Source organism: Proteiniphilum sp., from assembly GCF_040307845.1.
Classification (GTDB): Bacteria; Bacteroidota; Bacteroidia; order Bacteroidales; family Dysgonomonadaceae; genus Proteiniphilum.
Genome location: NZ_JAWRIS010000062.1, coordinates 259,849 through 283,888 on the forward strand (window position 1 = coordinate 259,849; position 24,040 = coordinate 283,888).

General features: G+C 46.3%; 16 protein-coding genes. 4 read left to right on the forward strand and 12 right to left on the reverse strand.

Annotation, left to right across the window (positions count from 1 at the left end):
* Positions 1-11: 11 nt before the first annotated feature.
* The 4 genes from ABV001_RS16760 (at position 12) to ABV001_RS16775 (ending at position 5,928) form a co-directional block, all read left to right on the forward strand.
* Positions 12-1,610, forward strand: coding sequence for an ADP-ribosylglycohydrolase family protein (locus tag ABV001_RS16760; RefSeq protein WP_352423862.1), 1,599 nt, complete (start codon positions 12-14; stop codon positions 1,608-1,610).
* Positions 1,611-1,868: 258 nt separating this feature from the next.
* Positions 1,869-2,723, forward strand: coding sequence for a sugar phosphate isomerase/epimerase family protein (locus ABV001_RS16765; RefSeq protein ID WP_352423863.1), 855 nt, complete (start codon positions 1,869-1,871; stop codon positions 2,721-2,723).
* 80 nt (positions 2,724-2,803) lie between these two features.
* Positions 2,804-4,207 carry a sugar porter family MFS transporter gene (locus tag ABV001_RS16770; RefSeq protein WP_352423864.1) on the forward strand — a complete coding sequence of 468 codons (1,404 nt, stop codon included), beginning with the start codon at positions 2,804-2,806 and terminating at the stop codon, positions 4,205-4,207.
* Between the two features lie 92 nt (positions 4,208-4,299).
* Complete coding sequence (locus ABV001_RS16775) at positions 4,300-5,928, forward strand: BNR-repeat neuraminidase N-terminal domain-containing protein (protein WP_352423865.1); 1,629 nt, start codon at positions 4,300-4,302, stop codon at positions 5,926-5,928.
* 124 nt (positions 5,929-6,052) lie between these two features.
* Here the strand turns inward: ABV001_RS16775 and ABV001_RS16780 are convergent, their stop codons facing one another.
* From ABV001_RS16780 to ABV001_RS16835, 12 genes are all read right to left on the reverse strand, one after another.
* Positions 6,053-8,539, reverse strand: coding sequence for a glycoside hydrolase family 2 TIM barrel-domain containing protein (locus tag ABV001_RS16780; RefSeq protein WP_352423866.1), 2,487 nt, complete (start codon positions 8,537-8,539; stop codon positions 6,053-6,055).
* 137 nt (positions 8,540-8,676) lie between these two features.
* Entirely contained in the window at positions 8,677-8,883 is a 207-nt protein-coding gene (locus ABV001_RS16785) for a hypothetical protein (RefSeq protein WP_352423867.1), read from the reverse strand.
* Between the two features lie 486 nt (positions 8,884-9,369).
* Positions 9,370-11,277, reverse strand: coding sequence for an acetate--CoA ligase (gene acs / locus ABV001_RS16790; protein WP_352423868.1), 1,908 nt, complete (start codon positions 11,275-11,277; stop codon positions 9,370-9,372).
* 147 nt (positions 11,278-11,424) lie between these two features.
* A complete protein-coding gene (locus tag ABV001_RS16795) occupies positions 11,425-12,594 on the reverse strand; it encodes a sialidase family protein (RefSeq protein ID WP_352423869.1) in 1,170 nt (389 codons plus the stop codon).
* Between the two features lie 50 nt (positions 12,595-12,644).
* Entirely contained in the window at positions 12,645-13,817 is a 1,173-nt protein-coding gene (locus tag ABV001_RS16800) for an AGE family epimerase/isomerase (RefSeq protein ID WP_352423870.1), read from the reverse strand.
* Positions 13,814-15,199 carry an MFS transporter gene (locus ABV001_RS16805; protein ID WP_294082232.1) on the reverse strand — a complete coding sequence of 462 codons (1,386 nt, stop codon included), beginning with the start codon at positions 15,197-15,199 and terminating at the stop codon, positions 13,814-13,816. Before ABV001_RS16805 ends, ABV001_RS16800 begins: the two co-directional genes overlap by 4 nt.
* A gap of 5 nt (positions 15,200-15,204) precedes the next feature.
* Positions 15,205-16,389 carry a glycoside hydrolase family 130 protein gene (locus ABV001_RS16810; protein WP_294082230.1) on the reverse strand — a complete coding sequence of 395 codons (1,185 nt, stop codon included), beginning with the start codon at positions 16,387-16,389 and terminating at the stop codon, positions 15,205-15,207.
* A 38-nt stretch (positions 16,390-16,427) separates the two neighbouring features.
* The gene (locus tag ABV001_RS16815; RefSeq protein ID WP_352423871.1) at positions 16,428-18,128 is read right to left on the reverse strand and encodes a glycosyl hydrolase; all 1,701 of its coding nucleotides are present in this window, start codon (positions 18,126-18,128) and stop codon (positions 16,428-16,430) included.
* 19 nt (positions 18,129-18,147) lie between these two features.
* Entirely contained in the window at positions 18,148-19,446 is a 1,299-nt protein-coding gene (locus ABV001_RS16820) for a family 43 glycosylhydrolase (protein ID WP_352423872.1), read from the reverse strand.
* A gap of 27 nt (positions 19,447-19,473) precedes the next feature.
* Positions 19,474-20,598 carry a glycoside hydrolase family 26 protein gene (locus tag ABV001_RS16825; protein ID WP_294082223.1) on the reverse strand — a complete coding sequence of 375 codons (1,125 nt, stop codon included), beginning with the start codon at positions 20,596-20,598 and terminating at the stop codon, positions 19,474-19,476.
* A 63-nt stretch (positions 20,599-20,661) separates the two neighbouring features.
* Positions 20,662-22,335 (reverse strand): hypothetical protein, encoded by a 1,674-nt coding sequence (locus ABV001_RS16830; protein WP_352423873.1) that lies wholly within the window; start codon positions 22,333-22,335, stop codon positions 20,662-20,664.
* Positions 22,336-22,359: 24 nt separating this feature from the next.
* Positions 22,360-24,030 (reverse strand): RagB/SusD family nutrient uptake outer membrane protein, encoded by a 1,671-nt coding sequence (locus ABV001_RS16835; RefSeq protein ID WP_352423874.1) that lies wholly within the window; start codon positions 24,028-24,030, stop codon positions 22,360-22,362.
* Positions 24,031-24,040: the final 10 nt, after the last annotated feature.

Genomic DNA, 24,040 nt, shown 5'->3' on the forward strand with positions numbered 1-24,040 from the left:
ATTTTTGAAATATGAAAAAGTATTTATTTTTTATCCTGATTTTATTTTTCGGGATCTCTTGCACAACAGAAAACAAAGAATACAGGACAATATCAATCGAAGTTCTAAAAGATAAAATTGCCGGTGGATGGGCAGGGAAGATGATTGGTGTGACCTATGGATTTCCGACAGAATTTGTCGCACAAGGACATATTTTTGAAGATTCTATCCGTTGGACTCCCGATGATATTGACGGAAGCCTTTGGCAGGACGACCTCTATGTACAGTTGTCGTTTATGATGACAATGGATAAACATGGCGTAGATGCCCCAGCAAAAGAATACCAAAAATCATTGGCGACGGCTGGATTTAGCCTTTTCCATGCCAATGCACAAGCCCAAAAGAATTATTATGACAGTATTTTCCCTCCAATGTCAGGTCATCCTGATTATAATTTCCATGCCGATGATATCGATTTTCAGATTGAATCTGACTATATCGGCTTCATGTGTCCCAGCATGCCCAACCAAGCTGTAGAATTAGCTGACAAAGTCGGACACATCATGAACTATGGTGACGGTTATTATGGTGGTGTATTTGTGGCTGCCCTTTACGCTGAAGCATTTTTTGAGTCCAATATTCTGAGCATTGTGGAACACGCGCTGAAATCTATCCCTGTTGAAAGTGATTATCACAGAATAATAAAAGACGTTATCTTGCTGTACGAGCATTATCCAAACGATTGGCGGGAAACATGGCAGGAACTCGAGAACAAATGGGGTAATGTAAAAGTGTGTGGCTCGGGAACAGATTTTAATATTGACGCCAAACTGAATGGAGCATACATTGTCCTTGGATTACTTTACGGAGAAGGGGATTATTACAAGACCTTGGAAATTACTACACGTTGCGGACAAGATTCAGACTGTAACCCATCAAATGCAATGGCAGTCTTGGGTGTTATGAACGGACTCTCCAGTTTCCCTCAAGATATGCGGGAAAGTATCACAAATATTGGCGATTCAACTTTTGTGAATACCAATTACACATTTAATAAAGCAGTCGAAAATACATATCAATATGCTGTGAAATTTGTAAAAGAAAGAGGAGGTGAAATTATCAGCGATGAAATCAAAATCAAAAGGGAGGTTCCGATTGCCCCTGAATTAGAAGTTTCTTTCCCCGATAATTTATTTAGCTACAAATTTTCAATTTTCGAGACTGACAAATGGCAGTTTACAAATGACTGGCCTATTCACTCCGGTGGACCAAATAATGTATACCAAACAAGATATGGAGAAAAAGCAGGTGATGAACTTGAATTTACATTTGAAGGTACGGGCATATGTTTGAATGGTAATTGGGTAAGAGATGGAGGCAAAGCGGACATCTATTTAGACGGAACACTTCATCGCACCATTGACACATACTCTTTCTATGGGAATCAAGAACACTGGCATGTCAACCTATGGCACGCATTTAATCTGGAGCCGGGAGAACATACCGTAAAAGTAGTTGTAAAAGAAGAGAAAAGGCCTGAATCGGAAGGTACCAGAGTTTACGTATCTGAGGCACTCATTTACAAAACAGGAACTAAAAAGAGTGATACTTTTAAATTTTCGTTTCAATAATTTCCTCTAACATAATCTTGTGTGATGAATAAAGCAAAAATTGTATTATCTCTTTTTCTTTTGACTTTCTCATTGCAAGGTCAGACTCTATCTCCTTTTTCGGATGACGACCGGATTGTCTTTTTAGGCAATAGTATTACCGACGGGGGTCACCATATTCATGAGACAAAAAATAATCGCTGAATTACTGTTATTTCATCCGATATTATATTTTAATGAAATATCTTTATATGTATCAAAATAATTAAACCCAACGTCGTGAAGACAATAAAAAATCTATCTATCGTCTTATGTGCACTTGTGATTAATAACGGATGTGCGCAAATTAGCAACGAAACCAAAGCAGAAAAACAAGGATGGTACCTTTCCATACAATCATTCACTTTTCACTTGTTTACTGTCATGGAGTCATTAGACAAAACAGCGGAGCTGGGAGTTCGATTTATCGAAATTTACCCAGGACAAAAACTTGGGGAAGGGTTTGGAGAAACTCAATTTGGATATCAGCTTAGTAAAGAACAACAAAATAAACTGAAGGAAGAAGCCTCCCTGAGAAATGTGAAGATTATCTCAACAGGTGTTTGGACAGCTGAAAGAGAAGAATGGGAACATATCTTTTCACTCGCCAGCAATATGGGTTTAGAATTTATCAGTGCTGAACCGGCACATGAAGATTGGGATGTGGTGGAAGAACTGGCTAAAAAGTATAAGATCAAAGTAGCAGTGCATAATCATCCGAGCGAAAGCTCTTACTGGAATCCAGAGATACTACTTGGCAGTATCTCCAGAAGGGGCGCTCTATTGGGAGCGTGTGTGGATGTGGGACATTACAAAAGAATGGGACTGGATCCTATTGTTTCTATGCAACAACTAGACGGGAAGATCATGGCATTGCATTTCAAGGATATTGCACCCCAGGGGGAAAAACAAAACCTCGAAGATGTTATATGGGGAAAAGGTATCCTCAACGTGAAAGGAATGATGGAAGAATTGAAAAAACAAGACTTCAAAGGTTATTTTACGATTGAATATGAAGCAGACTGGGAGAACAACCTTCCGCAAATAAAACAATCCATCGACTATTTCAATCAGGTGGCGGAAGAAATACTTTAAGTCAAATGATAAAACAAAAAACAATGTCGGCTAACAGAAAAGTAGCATGACGCTCATAGAATATTAATTTATAATCAGGTATGCAGAAAACAGAGAATATTAGCAATTACGTGATTTTTCTTTCGGTGGTCGCCGCGTTAGGTGGTTTCCTCTTCGGATACGACACCGCAGTGATTTCGGGAACGGTGTCACAAGTGACGGGGCAGTTTGGGCTTACCACACTCCAGAGTGGGTGGTACGTCGGCTGCGCACTTGTAGGTTCAATAAGCGGTGTTCTTTTTGCCGGCGCGTTGAGCGATTATATAGGACGTAAAAAAACGATGCTGCTGTCAGCGGTACTATTTACCACTTCCGCATTGGGATGCTCCGTCGCCTTCGATTTTAATCAATTAGTTATATGGCGTATCGTCGGAGGAATAGGTATCGGTATTGTGTCGATTGTCAGTCCGCTCTATATCTCAGAAATCTCACCCGCTTCCCATCGTGGACGAATGGTTTCACTCTACCAGCTTGCGGTCACGACCGGTTTTCTGGGTGCCTACCTGGCGAATTGGGGGCTGCTCAATTTCTCCGCGGAGTTTTCATCCGAAAGCCCTTTACTTCTCAAAATTTTCGGCACTGAGGCCTGGCGCGGAATGTTAGGTGTCGAGACCATTCCTGCCATACTGTTTTTCATTATCATCTTTTTTATCCCCGAAAGCCCCCGTTGGCTGATCGTGAGAGGGAAGGACAATATGGCGACAGGGATATTCTCCCGAATTTATACCACCTCAGCTGAAGTATCTTTCCAAGTCAATGAAACCAAACAGATGTTGCAATCTGAAGAGAAATCTGATTGGAAGTTCTTGTTTACACCCGGCATTTTCCGCGCAGTACTCATTGGTTCCGCCATCGCCATACTGGGACAATTCATGGGTGTGAACGCCGTATTATATTATGGCCCGACCATTTTTGAATCGAGCGGATTATCGAGTGGTGACTCATTATTTTATCAGTCGCTGATTGGATTGGTCAATATGGGCACCACGGTACTCGCTCTTTTAATCATCGACAAGGTAGGCCGGAAGAAACTGGTCTATATCGGCGTTTCGGGTATGATTGTATCGCTGATCCTGATTGGTGTTTATTTCCTGATAGGTGCATCATTGGGCATGTCAAGTATCTTCTTGCTGGGATGCTTCCTGGCCTATATCTTCTTTACAGCAGGTTCCATCAGCGCGGTGATCTTCGTTTTCCTCTCAGAAATGTATCCCACCAGGGTAAGGGGGTTGGCCATGTCCATTGCCGGATTCTCGTTATGGGTAGGAACCTATCTGATCGGACAGCTTACCCCGTGGATGCTGGAAAACGCCACACCTGCAGGCACCTTCTTCCTGTTCGCATTCATGTGTATCCCCTATATGCTTATCGTATGGAAGCTGATGCCGGAAACTGCCGGAAAGTCGCTGGAAGAGATCGAACGGTTCTGGTTGAAGAAGAAATAACGGGTATCTCCGGAAAATAATTTTTGCTTATGGAAATTTTACAGTAGTTTTGTTGACTGGTAACTTATTACGGTAAAAGAACCCATTATTTAATGAAAAAAATTATTGTAAGTTTTTTATTTTCCTGTTTTATCATCGCCATACACGCGACAGATACAGTGTATGTAAAACAGACAAAGATTCCTGTTTTAATCGACAGATTGGACAATGTATTGATGTATGTCCGGATCGATGCCGGAGAGTCAAAAGTGTTGGATGAGATTACACTCAGGTTCGGCGAAGAGACCGATCTAAGCGAGATAGCATCGGTAAAGCTTTATTATGGCGGTACCGAAGCACCGGAGCGATTGAACAGTTTTCATTATGGGCCGGTGCAGTATATTTCAAGCCATCATGCACAAGGGAAAACGCGCGAGGCGATACCCTCCTATTCCATCAAAGTGAATGAGGTGGAATCTCCGTCCGGCGAAGTGGTCTTTACACCCATCTATAAGCTGTTTCCGGGCATCAACTATTTCTGGGTGAGCCTACAGATGAAACCGAACACCTCGCTACTCTCTACCGTTGGTGTAGAGTTTGTTTCTGCCCTACTCGATGGCAAAGAGGCTCCCGTAGCGAAGCAGGGTGAACCGGCACCCCACCGCATGGGTATCGGGGTGCGTCATGCGGGAGACGACGGCGCCGCGGCGTACCGTATCCCGGGATTGGCGACCAGCAATGAGGGTTCACTACTGGCGGTGTATGATGTGCGCTACAACAACAGTGTCGACCTGCAGGAATATGTGGATGTGGGACTGAGCAGAAGCACCGATAAGGGACAATCCTGGGAAGAGATGCGCATTCCGTTGCAATTTGGCGAATATGCGGGATTACCGAAAGCGCAGAATGGCACAGGAGATCCCGCCATATTGGTCGACACGAAAACCGGCACGATCTGGGTCATCGCACTGTGGACACACGGTATGGGTAACCGACGGGCATGGCATAACTCGCAAGCCGGCATGGAGATCCATGAAACCGGGCAATTGGTACTCACAAAAAGTACGGACGACGGTAAGAGCTGGTCCGATCCCATCAATATCACCCGGCAGGTGAAAGATCCGTCGTGGAGACTTTTGCTGCAAGGCCCCGGAAGAGGCATCACCATGCAGGACGGCACATTGGTCTTCCCGATACAATTCATCGACTCCACTGCCGTTCCTTTTGCCGGCATCATGTATAGCAAAGACAATGGTGAGAAATGGAAGATCCACACCCCTGCCCGTTCCAATACGACCGAGGCGCAGGTAGCCGAAATAGCACCGGGTTTATTGATGCTGAACATGCGGGATAACAGGGGTGGTAGCCGTGCCGTTTCAACCACCAAAGACCTGGGAAAAACATGGAGCGAGCATCCCTCATCCCGGAAAGTATTGCAGGAACCGGTCTGCATGGCCAGCCTTCTACAGGTAGATGCCAAAGAGAATATACTGAACAGGGATATTTTACTCTTCTCCAATCCGAATTCCACCAAGAATCGGAATATGATCACCATCAAGGCCAGCTTGGATGGCGGCCTCTCTTTCCCTGAAGAGTATCAATTGCTGCTCGATGAAGAGTACGGATGGGGCTATTCATGCCTGACGATGATCGACAGGGAAACTATTGGTATCATCTACGAAAGTAGTGTAGCACACATGACGTTTCAGGCCGTTAAGTTGACAGATATTATTAAGAAATAAATCGTCCATGCAGATTTATGAACCGAAAGTGACGGGGAATTAAACCGTAAGAGATTAATAAACCGTAGGGTTACGCAGCATTGCCACGTAACCCTACGGTTTTATGAGCCTGCACGAAACGGGCTTATTTTGTCTGGATATTTATAGCCGCTTTCCTCAATCCTTTGGCTGTTGCTTCCAGCGTTATCGTACCGGGCTTTTCCGTTGATTCCACGACTGCTACCAGCTTACTGTTGAAAAGGTGCATTTGGGGCAGGTGGAAAAGATCGAGACTGGCTGCATCGCCATTGGCACCTGCACGATAGCTTCCCGCTCCCTTCACATTGAATCGCACCAATTCATTTACATTGGGACAGGGATTGCCCTCTTTATCTACCACCGATACCGTAATAAATGCCAGGTCTTTGCCATCGGCATTGATGCTGGAACGGTCCGCCTCAAGCACCAACGCATGAGGCTTACCCGCAGTACGGATTTCTTTCTCCGCCACGGCATTTCCTTGATCATCATAAGCCACCACTTTCACCACCCCGGGTTCATATCGGGTGTCCATCCACATCAGGCGATACCGCTTCTGCCTTTCAAGGCTTTTCTGCGCCTCTTCGGTATAACTTCCATCCAACGGCACGGAGAGATCCTTGGCCCTTTTTCCCTGGCTTTTTCCGTTGATAAACAATTCTGCCGAAGGATAATTGGTATAGACAAAAACAGGTGTCACCTCGCCCTCACGACCTTCCCAATTCCAATGGGGAAGGATATGCAATGTCTCTTCCGTCTTGTTCCAGTGACTGCGATAGAGATAGAACCGGTCCTTGGGTATACCAGCCAGATCCACGGCCCCGAACAACGAGCTATGGCTGGGCCATGCACTGTAATAAGGGGTAGGTTCTCCCAAATAATCAAAACCAGTCCATATAAACTCGCCCATCGTATAGTGGAGGTCGTCATGCTGGATAAAATCGTCTTCGGGAAGGTTCGACCAGCCTGCATGTTCCAAATCATAAGATGAAGCCTGATGATCGTCATAGATAGCCATTGACCGTCTCTCCACCGGGAATTTATAGACTCCGCGGGAACTCAAGGCAGAAGTGGTTTCACTTCCCAGCACCAGTTGCTGAGGCAACCGTTCATAGGCTTCCTGGTACCGGAAGGAACGATAATTGAATCCGGGCACATCCATCATAGCCGCCATGTGATTGGAGAACACATTATCGGGACGGTCCATCCCATTGGTCACGGGACGGGTCGGATCTTCCCGGTGGCAGATATCCTGCAGGAAACGGGCCACCCTGGCGCCTTGCTTGTTACTCTGCTCTTCCACCTCGTTACCGATGCACCACATCACCACGCTGGGATTGTTGCGATAATGATGGATGACATTCACAATATCCTTTTCGGCCCATTCGTTAAAATAGCGATTATATCCGTTTTTCACCTTGGGGATAGCCCACTCGTCGAAAGTTTCCACCATCAGCATCATCCCCATTTCATCGGCAATACGCACATATTCCGGAGCGGGCATATTGTGAGAGGTGCGGATGGCATTCACTCCCATATCCTGCATGATCCGTATCTGCCTGCGGATAGCCGCTTCATTCACCGCAGCTCCCAGCGGTCCCAGATCGTGATGCAGGCAAACTCCTTGAAACTTCACTTTCCTGCCGTTCAGGATAAACCCTTCGTCAGCCACAATTTCAAGGGTACGGATACCAAACGGGGTACTATACTCATCCATCAGTATCCCATCTTTATATAATTTTGAAACTACCCGGTACATATTGGGTTGCCTGATATCCCACAGTAACGGATCTTCGACAAACAGATCCCGGGAAATTTCACCAAGATCATAGGGGGTCAACAATGCTTCATCTGAAGCGACAACACGCGACGAGGCATCATTAATCTCTGTCACCAGTCTGTAATTTCCTTTTCCTGAAGTGACCACTTTTGTTTTCACATTTACCCGTGCAAATTTCTGATTTACTTCGGGAGTAGTGACATAAGTACCCCAAATGGGAATATATGTTTCGTTGGTCGTGATAATATGTACATTACGGTAAAGTCCTGCCCCCGGATACCAGCGCGACTGCTCTTCGAAATTCTCCAGACGGACCGCCAACAGGTTATCCTGCCCGTCATTGTGCACTAAGTCCGTGATGTCAAAATAAAAAGTATTGTAACCGTTGGGCCAATAACCGGCCTCTTTCCCATTGACAAATACCCGGGCATTGCTCATGGCACCATCAAATTGCACCACTACCCTCTTACCCTCCGAATAGTCGGGTATCGAAAAAGTGTTCCGGTACCATCCCACCCCTGTGAAAGGCAGGCCGCCGGTCCTGCCATAATGTTCGATGGCAGTAGTTTGCCCATCCTGCACAATCGCCATCCGGTGAATATCATTCTCCTTGCTGAAAGGACCGTATATTGCCCAGTCGTGTGGTACACGCACTGTCTGCCAGTTACTGTCGTCATACACAATCTCCGATGCTTTGGGATTATCGTCACGGGTAAATTTCCATCCCTGCTCAAGGGTAATAGTTGTGCGGTCAGCAAACAAAACAGCCGATCCGATAAAAAGAGAAAACAGGATTAAGAGATACTTCTTCATACAATTCAATTCAATTTAATTTTCTATATTGGTGCAAAAAATTCATTATACACACATTTCTAAAAAACACTCATCCGTTACCAGAAATATACGATCATTCCTAATAATTATTTATCGAATGATATTAAACAGGATATTTAACGGTAAAACAGTTTTTTAAATTCTCCTGCCAGGTTCTGAAGGAGCTCATCCAGTGTGTTATTGAGTGATCCTTTCAATTCATTGATATTCTTCACGACACTTTCACCCGAAAAATCAGCCACTTTTGACAATGTCTCTTGTTTCTGCTTTTCGACCTGGACCTGTTTGGGCACATTCGATTTCTCTTCCTGAACTTTCTTCAACAGCACATCGTATGCTTTAAGGATTTCGGCCCTCGCATTTTTTCCGTCACCATAATGAATGTTTGTTTATAGTATGCGAATGTTACAAAGTTAGTTTTTTTTCGAGATAGATCGTCCGTTTCTCTAATAAAATCCTCTTTCCTTCCACGTAGATTCCTTCCGCAACTAAAACACCGACAAATCCCCGGAAGAGACCGAAAGGTCTTGGAAGAAGCAACGACTATCCCTGAAAATTATTTTTACTTATAGAAATTTTGCAGTAGATTGTCAGGCTGATAATAAATATGTTACGAATACGGCAAGGATATCAGGCATAACAATAGAGAAGGACGCTAGTGGAAACGCCCGGTATATTTGTGTAGACCTACGTAGATACGGTAAAGATTTAGCCCCTTTCTTAAAGAAATTAGGTTTAGAAAATGAGAAAGAAGAATAATAGCTCCATAACAAAAAGGATTAACACCCTACTTACAGACATGAAATTCGTCATACTCTCTCCCGGCTGATTTCTTCTACAATTTCGGGATTAACCAGGGTGGTGATATCTCCGAAGTCAGATTGTTCCCCTTCGGCAATCTTGCGGAGGATACGCCGCATGATCTTCCCGGAACGGGTCTTTGGCAACCCTGTCACAAATTGTATCTTGTCCAGTTTGGCAATGGCACCGATCTGGTCGGAGATCAGTTGGTTGATCTCTTTGGCGAGGTTCTGACGATCACGCCATAATCCGGTCTCTTTCAATACCACGAAACCGTATAGTGCATTCCCCTTGATATCATGCGGATACCCCACAATAGCACTTTCGGCCACCGTCTGGTGCTCGTTGATCACATCCTCAATGGGCGCAGTTCCCAGATTATGGCCTGAGACAATGATCACATCATCCACCCTGCCAGTAATGCGATAATAGCCCACTTCATCACGCAGCGCACCATCTCCGGAGAAATATTTACCGGGAAATGTTTTAAAATAGGTATCGATAAAGCGTTGATGATCTCCCCAGATCGTCCTTGCTATGCCCGGCCAGGGATATTCGATACAAAGGTTTCCGATCTGTTGATTACCTTCGATTTCATTCCGCAATTCATCCATCAATACCGGTTTAATCCCGGGAAGGGGCAATGAGGCGTAAGTGGGCTTGGTCGGCGTGACAAAAGGGATGGCCGATATCACGATACCGCCGGTCTCGGTCTGCCACCAGGTATCCATCAGGGGGCACCGTTTGTTCCCCACATGGTCGTTATACCAGTGCCACGCCTCTTCATTGATAGGTTCACCGACCGAGCCGATCACCTTAAGAGAATCGAGACGATAATCCCGTACATATTCAATCTTTTCTTTGGCCAGGGAACGGATCGCGGTGGGCGCCGTATAGAACTGATTCACCTGATGCTTTTGGATCACTTCCCAGAAACGGCTATGGGTAGGAAAAGAAGGAATTCCTTCAAAGATAACGGTAGTCGCACCATTGAGCAACGGGCCATAAATGGTATAAGAGTGCCCGGTAATCCATCCGATGTCAGCCGTACACCAATAGACATCACCCGGCATATAATTGAATACATTCTTAAAGGTGTAGGCCGTATAGACCATATATCCTGCTGTGGTATGAAGCATTCCTTTCGGTTTTCCGGTCGAGCCGGAAGTATAGAGGATAAAGAGGGGATCTTCGGCATCCATCACCTCCGCCTTACTGGTAGCGGGCGCCTCATCCAGCAGCGGTTGCAGCCAGATATCACGCCCTTCCTTCATATCGATCTCCTGACCGGTACGCTTTACCACCAACACTTTTTCTATGGTGGGAGATTTAACCAGAGCCTCGTCCACAATACGTTTCAGGTCGATGGTTTTGGCACCCCGGAAGCCACCATCCGCAGTAATGACAAGTTTGCAGGTACAATCGTTAATACGTGTAGCCAGTGCGTTAGAAGAGAATCCGGCAAACACCACTGAGTGGATCGCTCCGATACGTGCACAGGCCAGCACACTGAAAGCAAGTTCAGGGATCATAGGCAGATAAATACAGATCCTGTCGCCTTTCTGAATTCCCTGTTCACGAAGTACATTGGCCATTTTGGATACCTCGGCATAAAGCTGGTTATAAGTATAATAACGGGCAGATTCATTAGGATTGTTCGGTTCAAAGATAATGGCATTCTCGTCTCCCCTGTTCGCCAGATGCCGGTCGATACAATTCTTGGTGATATTGAGCTTGGCATTCCTGAACCAGGTGAATTCTGCCTTCTCCATATCAAATTCCACCACCTTATCCCATTTACGGTACCAGGTGAAATTATTCTCGGCTATTTTCGCCCAGAATTTTTTGGGCTTGCGGATTGATTTGCGGTAAACCTTAAAATATTGCTCTAAGGATTTGATTGAATAACTACTCATCGTAAGCTGGATTTTTAACAGCTGCAAATAACTAAAAAAAATCCATTTACACTTTCATTCTATTATATTTTTACCCCTTTTAGCTATAATTTAATATTATTTAAGTGTATATCTGCCTTTATGGATGAGAATACAGGTCTAAAAAGGTCACTTTTTCAGCAGATTCCTAAAATTAACTATACGATGAAAAGTCAGAAAATTAGCATCGTGATTATTATTTGCCCCTTCGGAGTCATCATCGTATGCCGTTCGGGAAAGAAAGATGATATCATCCCCCTCGAACAACCAATCGACATATTGAAATCCATGTTTCTCCACATCGGGATGATCAAGAACTACCTGATGAACCATCCATTCCCTCAAATCAGAAGAACTGCACAACGCTTGTTTATTCCTTACTCCGGCCGGATGCCTCTCTTTATATTCAGGAGAAATATAGTTAGTCAACATCCAATATCTTTTCGATCTTTCGTCATAACGGATGGTGAATTTTTTACTTCCACCCGGAAGCTGAATAAAATCCCTGTCCGGGTCAAAGGAAGCGATCTTGCCATCCTGAGAGATCCTTACTACGGCTGCCTGCTCCTCAATTCCCGCGGGAATATCCACACGCAATATATCCACTACATTGCCATCAGGGTCTACCACTGCATTTCCTTCCAGCCAGGCTCTGAAATTTCCGTTCAAATAGTCAGAGTTAAAAGAAAGATAATTGGTTTTCTGCCAACTTTCAGCATCCAAAAGATCGGCGTCGACCGGTGCCGAGACGACCATGGCACTATATCGCTTTCCCCATTCGGATGTGGGTGCCGTGGCATATTCAACCGCTCTCCAGATACGGCCATTCTGGTAAACTATAGGCATTGGGGCGGTATGGTATTCACCTTCCAGAATCAAGCCATTGGATTTCAGGTAGGGTATTGTCCATGTATATCCATCATCATCCGACTTGCGGATGATCAGGTTCCCATGATGTTTGTTTGTCCCGATCAAATATAAACTACCGCGATGAAAGAAGAGATTAGACCAGAACTGTCCGTCAATTTGAGTTATCTTTTCCCATGTCATTCCTTTGTCTTTCGATTGAAAGACGAGCGTCTGTGCAGAGCGGAACTCCGAAGAGCGGGGGCCGAACTCATCGTGCGTAGCGATATAAGTGCCGTTGGGGAGGACGCACAAGCTCGGCGAACCGATGTAACGTCCTGTTTCCTTCCCAATATGATTGACCACAACACCCGGCGGTTTAGCGGTTTCCTGTGCCAAAGCCGGGAGAGCAACCGACAATACTAAAATCAAACCATTTATTTTAGCTTTCATCGTCCAATCCAATTTTATTCATTACAAAGATATCTTATATTGTCCATTTATCAGCATGATTCCATACCAAACCGCTCCATCATTTCCATGCACATGCGCCCATTGTGGTAAGGGCATTTCCAAAACCCCGCCTTATCGTCTCTCCGGTTGATACTCCCATCGGGAAGACGACTCCAATACCATTCTCCTCCCTCTTTATCGACGATGTGGGTGCGGATATATTCCCACACGCGGGCGGCTTTCTCCTTGTAACGGACATCTCCCGAATTCTCATATGCGTACATATACCCGACCACGGCTTCTGCCTGTACCCACCAATGTCGCTCTCCATCAGTATGGTCTCCCACCCGTTCGTATGCCATGCTTCCGTCGATCTCCAATCCTTCCGATGCCGCATCCGCAATTTTCAGGGAAATTCCTTTGATCCTGTCCAATAGCTCCTTGTCACCCAACACCTCCGCAGCTTCGAATAACAGCCAGGAAGCCTCTATGTCATGCCCGTAGGAAATAGCCTTGTACCTGGCATTCCACTCCTCGTCGAAGAACAGGTCCAGGTGATTTGTTTTCCGGTCGAGAATTTTGATCGCGAAGATGTCTATCAACCGCCGCTGGGCAGCGACCAGCTCTTTGCCCTTCCATATCCTGAGCAGGTTGGAATAAGGTTCCAACACATGCAGATGGGTATTCATCGTCTTTTTTTCATTCGCATCCTTCTCACTCAGGCGCATATCTTCTATGGATTGCCAATCCCGGGTATATGCCTCAAGATACCCTCCCAACCTGTCGTCATGACATTTTTCGATCAGCCGGAAAAAATCTTTCGCCAGTTCCAATGCCTGCGGATTGCCCGTCGCCCGGTAAAACTCGGAAAAGCCATACAGCATAAATCCCTGCACATAGGTTTGCTTTTTCCTGTTCACCGGGTTTCCCTTATAATCCAGTTCCCAATAAGCGCCGCCATATTCCTTGTCGATGAAATGATCGATAATATAATCGAATGCCCTTTGCGCAATCGACAGATACTGTGCATCTTTCAATAGCCGGTAGGCTGTAGAGAAGGTCCATAGTATGCGGGCATTGAGGATAGCTCCTTTGTTCGCTTCGGGATGTAACTGATCACAACCATCTATCTGTCCGTAGAAACCACCTTGCTCATCATCCTGCATCTTGTCAATCCAGAACGGCAATATATTTTCTGTCAGTTCTCTTTTAAAACCGTTCATAGTGGATGCCTCCTCTTTTCCAGCTCATTCGTAATGGTTTTCACCCCCTTTTCGGTCAAAGGATAAAAGTAGATGAATATCACCGAGAGGAGAGCGCCCACAGCCGGAAAAATACTCATGAACAACTTGATCCCGTTGATGGTTTCTGTATTTTGCAGCTGATTGGCTTCAAATCCGAAGTAAGCCAGCAGCCAGCCCGTCAAGGCCGTACCGATGGCCCATCCCAGTTTCTGGCTCATTGAAGACGAACTGAAAATCAGCCCGGTAGCGCGGTTGCCTGTTTTATATTCCGAGTAATCGGCGCAATCGGCGTACATCGACCATAACAACGGAAAAATACTTCCTGCACAGATACTGATCAAAGCCTGAAGGGTAAATATCAAAGCGAGGCTATGGCTGCCCAGTCCGTAGAAAATGATACTGAGTGCCGTAGCGATTGCCATCGCCCCCATATAGGTGTAGCGTTTACCTATCCGGTTGCTCACCGGCGCGGCAAGGATAACGCCAAGCAGGTTGGCGGCCTGTCCCAGTGCAAGGTACAATCCGCTAAGGACAAAGGGGATATTCAAGAGTTTCACCGCACCGAATATATCCTCTTCCACATAATACTTGAAGTAATAGATGGTCGCACCGTCGCGGATGGAATTGAAGATAAGGGCTGAAATCCCGGCTCCCAGCAGTATCCACCACGGCCTGTTCCGGAGAAGATCCCTCAGGTCGTCTTTCAATGGGGCCTGTTTCTCCCGGATGGGCTTCACCCGCTCCTTCGTAAATGCAAAGCAGAGCAGGAACAGGATGGCACAGGCAATGGCGACCACTATCACCGCCATGAACCATCCGTGCTGCTGGGCTTCCACCTCTTTGCTGTGACCGCTGAAATGATTGACCATCGGCATGAACAGGAGCAACGTCACAAAACTACCGATGTAGGCAAAGGCCATACGGAAGGTAGAGAGCACATTCCTGTCCTTCGGATCGGGGCTCATCACGCCCAGCAGGGAAGCATAAGGCACATTAATTCCAGAGTAAACAATCATCATCAGCGAATAGGTGACATAGGCATAGATCACCTTATCGGCAGAAGAGAAGGCCGGCGTGAAAAAGGTAAACACCCCGATCACCGCGAACGGAATGGCCAAAAACAGCAGGTAGGGCCTGAATTTACCCCACCGTGTCTCGGTGCGGTCCGCTATCACCCCGACCACCGGATCGAAAAACGAATCCCATACGCGTGTGATCAGGAACATCGTCCCCACTGCCGCGGCTTCCATCCCGAACACATCGGTATAGAAAAACAGGAGGTACATCCCGAATAATTTCCAGAACATCGACGATGCCGCATCGCCAAATCCGTATCCTATCTTCTCTTTGAGTGTTATCATTTCTCTTATTTCGATTTATTTAAAAACCGCAGGTTTTTGTCGATTTGTTTATGCAACGTCTGTACCGACGCAAAGGAGAACAAGCCATCTTCGGGCGTCCGGAGGCAATAATCAACCAGCCGGTCCACGGTGGATGTGGCTACGTGCATCCGCGTATCGCACGAAGCATAATAGATAAATACCGTCCCGTCGCTATCGGCAATCCACCCATTACTGAACAGGACATTCGACACGTCCCCCACACGCTCTTCACCCTCGGGTGCCATGAAATAGCCACCCGGAGAAGCAATCAATAGCGAAGGGTCTTCCAACGAAGTCATATACAAATATAATACATATCTCAGACCCGCGGCACATGCCCTTACGCCATGTGCCAGATGAAGCCATCCTTTCGGTGTTTTAATGGGTGCCGGCCCTTCCCCGTTCTTCAACTCTTTAATCGTATGATAAAAGCGCCGGTCTACAATTTTTTCTTCGGTAATCACGGCTTTTGTCATATCGTCCACCAACGCCCATCCGATACCCAATCCGCTGCCGGCATTGATAAAGCCATCCTGGGGACGGGTGTACAATGCATATTTCCCGTCCACAAATTCGGGATGAAGCACCACATTGCGCTGCTGGCTTTTCGACTCCACATCGGGCAACCGTTCCCAATTCACCATATCTTTCGTACGCACCACCCCTGCCGCTGCTTTCGCTTTCGACAGGTCGCCCGGCTCGGCCGTATCATCGAACCGCTCCACGCAGAATAACCCGTAAATCCATCCATCCTCGTGATGTGTCAGCCTCATATCATATACATTGGTGGCAGGATCATCATTCTCGGGAATTAATACAGGATAGTCCCAAAAACGGAAATTATCAATGCCGTTGGGACTTTCGGCGATGGCAAAAAATGATTTCCGGTCGACGCCTTCCACACGAGCCATAAGCAGGTACTTCCCATTCCATTTGATGGCACCGGCATTCATCACCCCGTTCATCCCGATACGTTCCATCAGGAAAGGGTTTGTCTCCGGATCCAGGTCATACCGCCAAAGGGGAGGGGTATGGGCCGCCGTGAGTGCCGGATTCTTATATCGCTCGAACCAACCGTTGCTATCCTGTAACGGTTCGTTTTTCAATATAACCAGTTTCTCGTAAGCAGCCGCTATCACCGCCCAACGTTTTGTATAAAGATCGTCCATTTCTTATTTCTAACTTCTTATTTACAACTTCCCCATTATTACTTCAGATCAGGCATCTGATCCCGGGTAATCACTCTTTCGTCGCCCAACAACCCCGACAGATAGGAGGCTCCGTTGTGGTTGTCCGAGCGGGTATAATCACCGTTCCATGGCATAAACCACGACCAGATATCACCATTCTCGAACATAGCATCTACCATAGGAATGGAACCACATTCACTGAGTGCCAGTATCTTTTTCCCGGTGTATATCTCTTTCACCTTGTCGAAGTTCACATATTGCGAACCGTGTTGCTTTTCTCCGGGATAGATATCCATACCGATGATATCCACGTATTCATCTCCCGGGTACCAGTCAAGTGCATTATCTGCTGCATCGCTGGTCCATACCCAGATCAGGTTATTCAACCCATGATGCTCCGTGAGCCTGCTGAACATTAATTTCCATAATACTTTACATGGCGCTGCACCTTTCGCACCCCACCAGAACCATCCGCCGGAGGCTTCATGCAGCGGACGCCACAGGATGGGAATATTGGCATCCTTAAACTGTCTCAAATAAAGAGCTACCGCATCGATATCCTCTACCATGGCCTTATATTCGTCAGAATTGCTGTCACTGATTTTGGATATGTCGAACGATGTCTTTTCAGTATAGAATTCATTGGACTGTTTCAATGGATCCCTCCAGTGCCACATGATGGAAACGATTCCGTTGTTCTCCCACCAGTTTTGCACGTTGACAGCCATCTGGGTATAACTACCCAGCCCTCCGGTAGTGGTGTAATTGATCAGGTCGAAGCCTGCCAACGCCGGCCATTTACCCGTATTATCGAACATCCATTGGGCTTCTTCGATGCCCGTACTATAATTGGCCATCGCACCGGAGATTACTTTTTGTCCAAAATTATCTTTCAGGAAACCATAAAGCTTCACTACCTCGTCGGATGGATTATCCGTAACAAGTTTTTCAGTAATGTTGAATGGGGTATCCTCTGAGGCTTCGATAATTTCAATATAGTCTACGAAAATCCATCCCCAGTCTTTACGAATCGCAATCGTATTTTCTCCTGCATTGAGGTTTATTTTATTGACAGATACTGTTTGCCATTCTTCACTTCCGCCAAAATGAATCTTGGATATCTGTTTCCCGTTCACTTCAAGGTTGTTTTCTTTGGATCCTTCCTTCGCTGCATAACCGATATTTATTCTGTATTTTCCAGCTTCGGACATCACCACCTTGAATAATATATCTCCATTTTTCATGTCAACGTACCCACTCCCGGAAAAACCGGCAAAATTGCTCGCTTTTTCAGCACCCCCGCTGAGGGTTGCCTCTTCCGCCTCATATCGTTTATTGTTGGAAGGAGTCGAAAATGAAAAAGCAGCTGCCGGTGCACCTACACCCGACAAATTGGTAACAGCTCCTTCGGCAACAGAAATCTGGTAGGTTTTGAAATTTTTTTCTATGTCGATGCTGAATATCAGTTTGCGTTCCGTTACCGTCACCTCCGCTTGCTGGCCGTTTACGGTAATCCCGCTGTTATCGGCAATCTTTATTCCGGTATTGTATACCATACAGACTTCCGCGCCAGACAATACATTTTCGGCTTTATCTTTCGGTGTGGAGTAAAGGAACTTGGGCGCCCTTTCCGGGGCTTCCACTTCCGGCTCTTTATTATCGCATCCTCCTGCCACAAGCAAGAGCGCAGGCATCAATACTAAAAAGATCTTCTTCATGTTGTCCTATATTAAGTTTTTATTTCTTTGCCAGCACCTTAATCTCCCAGATGGAAATATGGGCCGACTTGGCTTCTGCCCTTTTTACATTCACCCGGATATAGCGGGCTGTCGCCTCTTTTTCCGAGATCCTTGTCTGGTAAGCCTTTTTGGCTTGTTTGGTGTAATCAGCGTAAGTCGACCATTCATCATTGTCGTCCGAATACTCTATCTTATAGAGGTAATACTTGTCGAAGTACTCGAAATCGACCTGTATTTTGCTGATTTTTTCCCGTTTGCCCAGATCTATTGTGATCCATTTGTCTTCTCCCAGTTCTGCCTCCCAACGGGAATCATTGCGCCCATCCACTGCCATCGTCGGTGGAAAGTCGGTTGTCAACGAGTTGGTGATGACGGTTTTATTCAGTGCAATATTTTTGAATTCCGATTGATCGAGTCCCAATGAGCTGAGATCGTCCAAGGGTTCTACCCTTGTGATTGCACCTTCATTGTCGAAGAACAGTTCGGCCACGCAGGAAAAACGACTATTACAGGAAGGATAGTTGTGTTGATTTTGCCGATGATAAAACATAAACCAGCGCCCGTTCACTTCGATGGCAGATGTATGTCCCGGTCCGAAGATTTCCTTGGAAGGGTCTGTTTCCAATATCGGTTTTTGGGCCAGTTCCCGATATATTTTGCCCGGTTCGTCAGCTATGGCGTACCGAACGTTGTAGGTCTCGAGCCAGCAATGTCCACCCGCCCACATCATGTAATACTTCTCGTCCTTATAAAAGATATAGGGTCCTTCGGTAAAATCGGTCAGTTCCCCTTCGATGGGATCGGTACTCATCATCTTACGCATATAGGTAGGCGAATTCACATCGTTGTCGAACACCAGTAGGTTTTTCCATGAACCGATCCCCATGATTTTTTTGCTTTCCGGGTCCTGAAAGAGTTCCACATCGAAATCCCTTATCTGGAATGTTTCCTTCCACGGTCCCAGCGGAGAGTCGGCCTCCATCATATAGGCAAGGTAATCCACCCCCTGCTGGTGCACCATATAATATTTTCCGTTGGCACCCTTTACCATGCTCGGCGCCCAAAAGAAGCGGTCGTTGATATGGAGGTATTCGATATCCCAATTGACCAGGTCATCCGAAACCCAGATGAACGGCTCTCCATTATGTTCCTCATAGCCGTCGGATGTGATGGAGAGATAATACTTGCCATCCATATAACGGATGCTCGGATCGGCGAAATAGCCCGGGATAACGGGATTCTGCGCCTGCAGGGAGAAGGTCGCAAGCAGGGCAGTCACCAAAAAAAGTTTTTTCATTGTACAATAATTGATCATAGCTGTTTATTAATGTTGGTACATATCCGGCAATTCCGTTTCGAAAAGGATGTCCATTCTGTTTTTGAATTGAATGAAATCGTTTTCCGAAGGATGTCCGGGATAAGGGGCATAAAAATGTCCCGGGATATCGAAGGCGTTGCGCCATACCAACACGTAAACCGGCTTATTCGGCTCGATCGCCTTGTACAATACCCGATTGAACCAATCGGCAATTGGGATTCCCTCAGCCCCCGTCTCACTGAAGATATAAGGCTTACCGTTCCGTTGCGGTGAATCATGCAGCATCGCCAATATTCTCTGTACATTGGCAATATATTCCTGCGTTTTGGCCTCACCATCACGATGGTAGAAATCCAGGCCCAGTATATCTACATACGCATCACCTGGGTAACGGTCGAAATAAGCCTGCTCATCCACCACGAAATCGGGTGAATAGACATAAAGGATATTATGTAATTGTTTCGTATCACGCAGATAGTCCACGGTAAAGTGCCACAAAGCAATATAATCTTCTTTCGTGCACAATGTTTCACCCCACCAGAACCAACTGCCCGTGTGCTCGTGGTAAGGGCGGAAAAGTACGGGGACGGCTGTACCTTCTTCCGTTCTCAGTGAACCGATAAAACCGGCCAGGTTGTCGAGCCATTGCATGAAGAGCCCATGTTTCTCTCCACCCGGAAGAATGGAGCGTACCACTCCCTCGGACGAGACGTCCCATGCCGACCCACCGGTAAAGGGGTTCTGCAGGTGCCACCCCAACGTGTTCACTCCTCCTCTTTCGAACGATTGGATGATCTGCTCCCGCATTTGAGAGAACGGAACCCTGTCGATATTCAGTTCGCTGCCAGTCTCGATATGTCCCATATCCCAACCATATACGGCGGGATAGTCACCGGTTACTTTTCTCACATCCGACTGCCCGCTATCATCCATCCAACCAATACCGTAGGATGTATCGTCCTGATGGCCGAACATCACGCTTCTGCCTTGCATTTCTACCATATTTGCATAAAGCGCCCTGGTTTCTTTCGTCGCATTCCTATCCACCATTTCCAGTTGTTGATCCGGCTGATAACCGGTACAGGCGTAAGCCGCAAGGACAAATAAACAGAGTTGTACTACTCGTTTCATTCAAAAAAATTAGAAGAGGGCGGTGCCTTTTTTCGGGAAACACCACCTTCTATTGGTAAAATATTACTCTTTCGTCGCATCCAGCGGAACCGAAGTAAAGATAAAATAATCCATATTCAGTTTCGCGTTGACACCGCTCGCGATATTTCCACCTCTGGCGTACACACTGAAGTTGAACGGTTGCGAAAGGTTGAAGCTCGCCGCTGATCCGCCCCATACATCCCAGGCAGTGATATCGAAGAGCATCGAACGCCATTCCCATTTGCTGTTGGTAGGTGCGAATTTATAATTATCACCGTAAGATGAGTCAAGCTTCTGATTAGCCAGCTTATTGTCGCCTTGTAGGATCTGGAATCCGGCATACCCTTCGGTATCGCCGGTATTTACCAGAAAGTTCAGGTAAATCGCGTTGCCATATTTGCCCGGGTCGAGACCTTCCACATCCAGGCTCATGATATTCCCTAACCATGCCCAAGCGTCACTACCTACCGTATAATTATAAGTTACGTATTTCTCTCCCTGATGGTAACCCGTCAGACCGGTTCCGCCATTGAAAGTAACAGGCAAATCTCCTCCTGCAGGTGCTTCAGCATCCCAGATAAGGGTAGGGTTCAATGGACCGTCGGTAATCATTACTTGGTCGATCATGATCTCGAACGGCTCTGAAGATCCTACATTGCCACCCCTGAACCAGAGGTCTATCTTGTCCACCTGGCCTTTGATATTCGACCAACCCATTGCTTCCAGGTCATAAGATCTCCATTCCCAGCCATTGGTGGTGATCTTGTAGTTATCGGTATATTCTCCTCCCTGTCCGGTGAAATGTTTATCGGATTCTGACCCACCGATGGTGATAGCAGGATTCATATACCCGCTCTTTCCATTTGTATTGACCAGGAAAGTAATATGCGGACTAGTGAATGTTGTTAAATTGAATCCGTTTCCACTGTTGTTATTCGTCAGTTTGATATAACAACCATCCCATCCGTTTCCTGCATCCGATTTTATCTGGAATGCTTTTCCGAAGAAACCGTTATCAACCACACCTCCTGTATAAGGAGTACCTCCCCATCCGTCAGCGGTAGCCGGGGCAGTCTCAAAGTCCCAAAGAAGAATGGTTTGTTGTGGGGTATAAGTGGTCTTCGGTTCTACCACACTGATCACCGGAGAGGTCAACGTTTGCCCTGTCTTGGTAACGGCAATCAGGCTTCCGCTTTCAGGCAATGTCAATCCGGCAGTGGCATAAGTGGCAGAGGTTTCCGATGCCGCAGCTTTAGAAAGTGTCACACTTTCAAATTTCAGGGATTGAATCATATCCATATTCTCCCCAGTAATCGTCACCGTCTTTCCCCGCTCTATTTCCACGGGCCACTGATTGATAACCACATCCAGGTATTGAGGGGTAAAAACCTCTTTGGAGATATTCTCCCTTTTATACTTGTTCGCCACCGTAATATTGGCCACTTCAGCCATACGGGGCACCCGGATCACAAGGATTTCCTTATCCTGGTTGACGATGGTCGCAGACGCATTTCCGATAAACACGGAGGTGACGAATTGCATATTCTCACCGTACAGGGTAATTTCATTTCCTACCCGTTCGGTTTTCGGATTAAAATCGACAATTTCCGATACCGGCAGGTTGATATCATAGTTTTTCGAAAACTCGTCTTCGGTACAACCGGCCAACAAAGAGACCAGTACGATACCATAGAGCAATTTTATATAGTTTTTCATTTGCATATCTTTCATTGTTTATGATTAATAGTTCGGGTTCTGCTCAAGACCCCAGTTCTGGACCTCATCAAGTGGTATCGGCAAAACAGGGATGACAGTATTGTCTTTGCCGGTGAATGCATGATTCCTGATCCGGTTGGCAATACCTTCATGCCGTACCTCCACATCGGTACGTCCTTCATTACCGATCAAATCGGTATCTTTCGCTTTGGAGACCGTATCGACCAGTTTTCCAGTACGTACCAAATCCCAGATACGGTTTGATTCCATCGCCAGTTCCAGACGGCGTTCATGCAAGATGGCATCCAATAACGCCGTTCCGGACACATTTACATTGGGTACGTCGGGTGTAGTTACAGGCATTGTATATCCGTCGGGACTACCACTTACGTATCCTTTGCAATAGGAACTGTTACGAGCCCTTTCCCTGACCATATTCAGATATTGGCGGGCTTCGACTTCCTTTCCGGTATGATAGGCAGCCTCTGCATGGATCAGCAACACATCGGCATAACGCATGATCAGGATATTTTTATTGGCAGCCTTATCCAACGACGGTTTAAAGGGTAGTGCCGCTTTCCGGTTCAGGTAATTGCTACCCTGCTCTGTGCGGTTAAATTTCATTTGTACGCCGTATAAAATTTCATTATTGAACCCAATACCATATACTGTACTCGAAAGACGGGGATCCGAAGGGTTGAATGCATCTACCAGATTCTGTGTGGGGTTATGGAATCCCCAACCTGTATTGGCTCCCGTATTCGACTCCCGATTTCCCTGGAACAACGGATAGGCATTTCCTACCGATGCAGGAGCATCGCTTGCTGTTCCGTCTGCCGCCTGTATCTCGAAGATCGATTCGGAGCTGTTTTTGTTCTCATACTCGAATAATAAAGCGAAATTGGGTACCAAACTGTACTCACCGGAATTGATGATCGCCAAGGTAAGATTATATATATCGTTCCAGGTATGTTCACATTCGGCGTCGACACCAATCTGGTACATCAACGATTTAGCAAGGAATGCCCGTGCAGCCCCTTTCGTGGCACGTCCCATGTCAGCGGCAGGATAGGTACTTCTTTCCGGCAACAACTCAATCGCCTGCCGCAAATCGGCATTGATAAATTCGAAAGTCTCATGGAGCGTTGCCCGGACTGTCTTCCCGAAATCGGACGGATTCAACGGAGCGGAGAATAAGGGTACTCCTCCAAAGTGGCGTAGCAGATAGATATAATGGTATGCCCTCAGGAAATAGCTTTCTCCCAATAGTCGGTTTTTTAAATTTTCAGGAATAGTCGCATCGGGTAAATTCTTGATAGCATAATTGCTGCGCGATACTCCCCAAAAACCATGGATCCAGAAAGCGGTAGCAAGGGAACTCCCCTGCTGGAGCCTATAATCCTCCAAATCGATAAGTTGCGGCATATCGGGTAGATTACTTCCCTTTACCGCATCATCGGTAGCAATACTTGCCAACATGAAATCATAATGGTGATCCATCCAGTCTCCGTCGGGACCGCGCCCTTCAGTTTGCGAAAGAATGTCGTAAATACCGTTGATGACCTTGATCGCATTCTCTTCGGTATTCATATAGTTACCGCTGTTTTCCTGTCCCTGTGGTGTAAGATCGAGAAAATCACTACAGGAAGTCAGCAGCAAACCGGTTAATAAGAATAAGGAAAATATCTTCTTCATTTTTATGTAA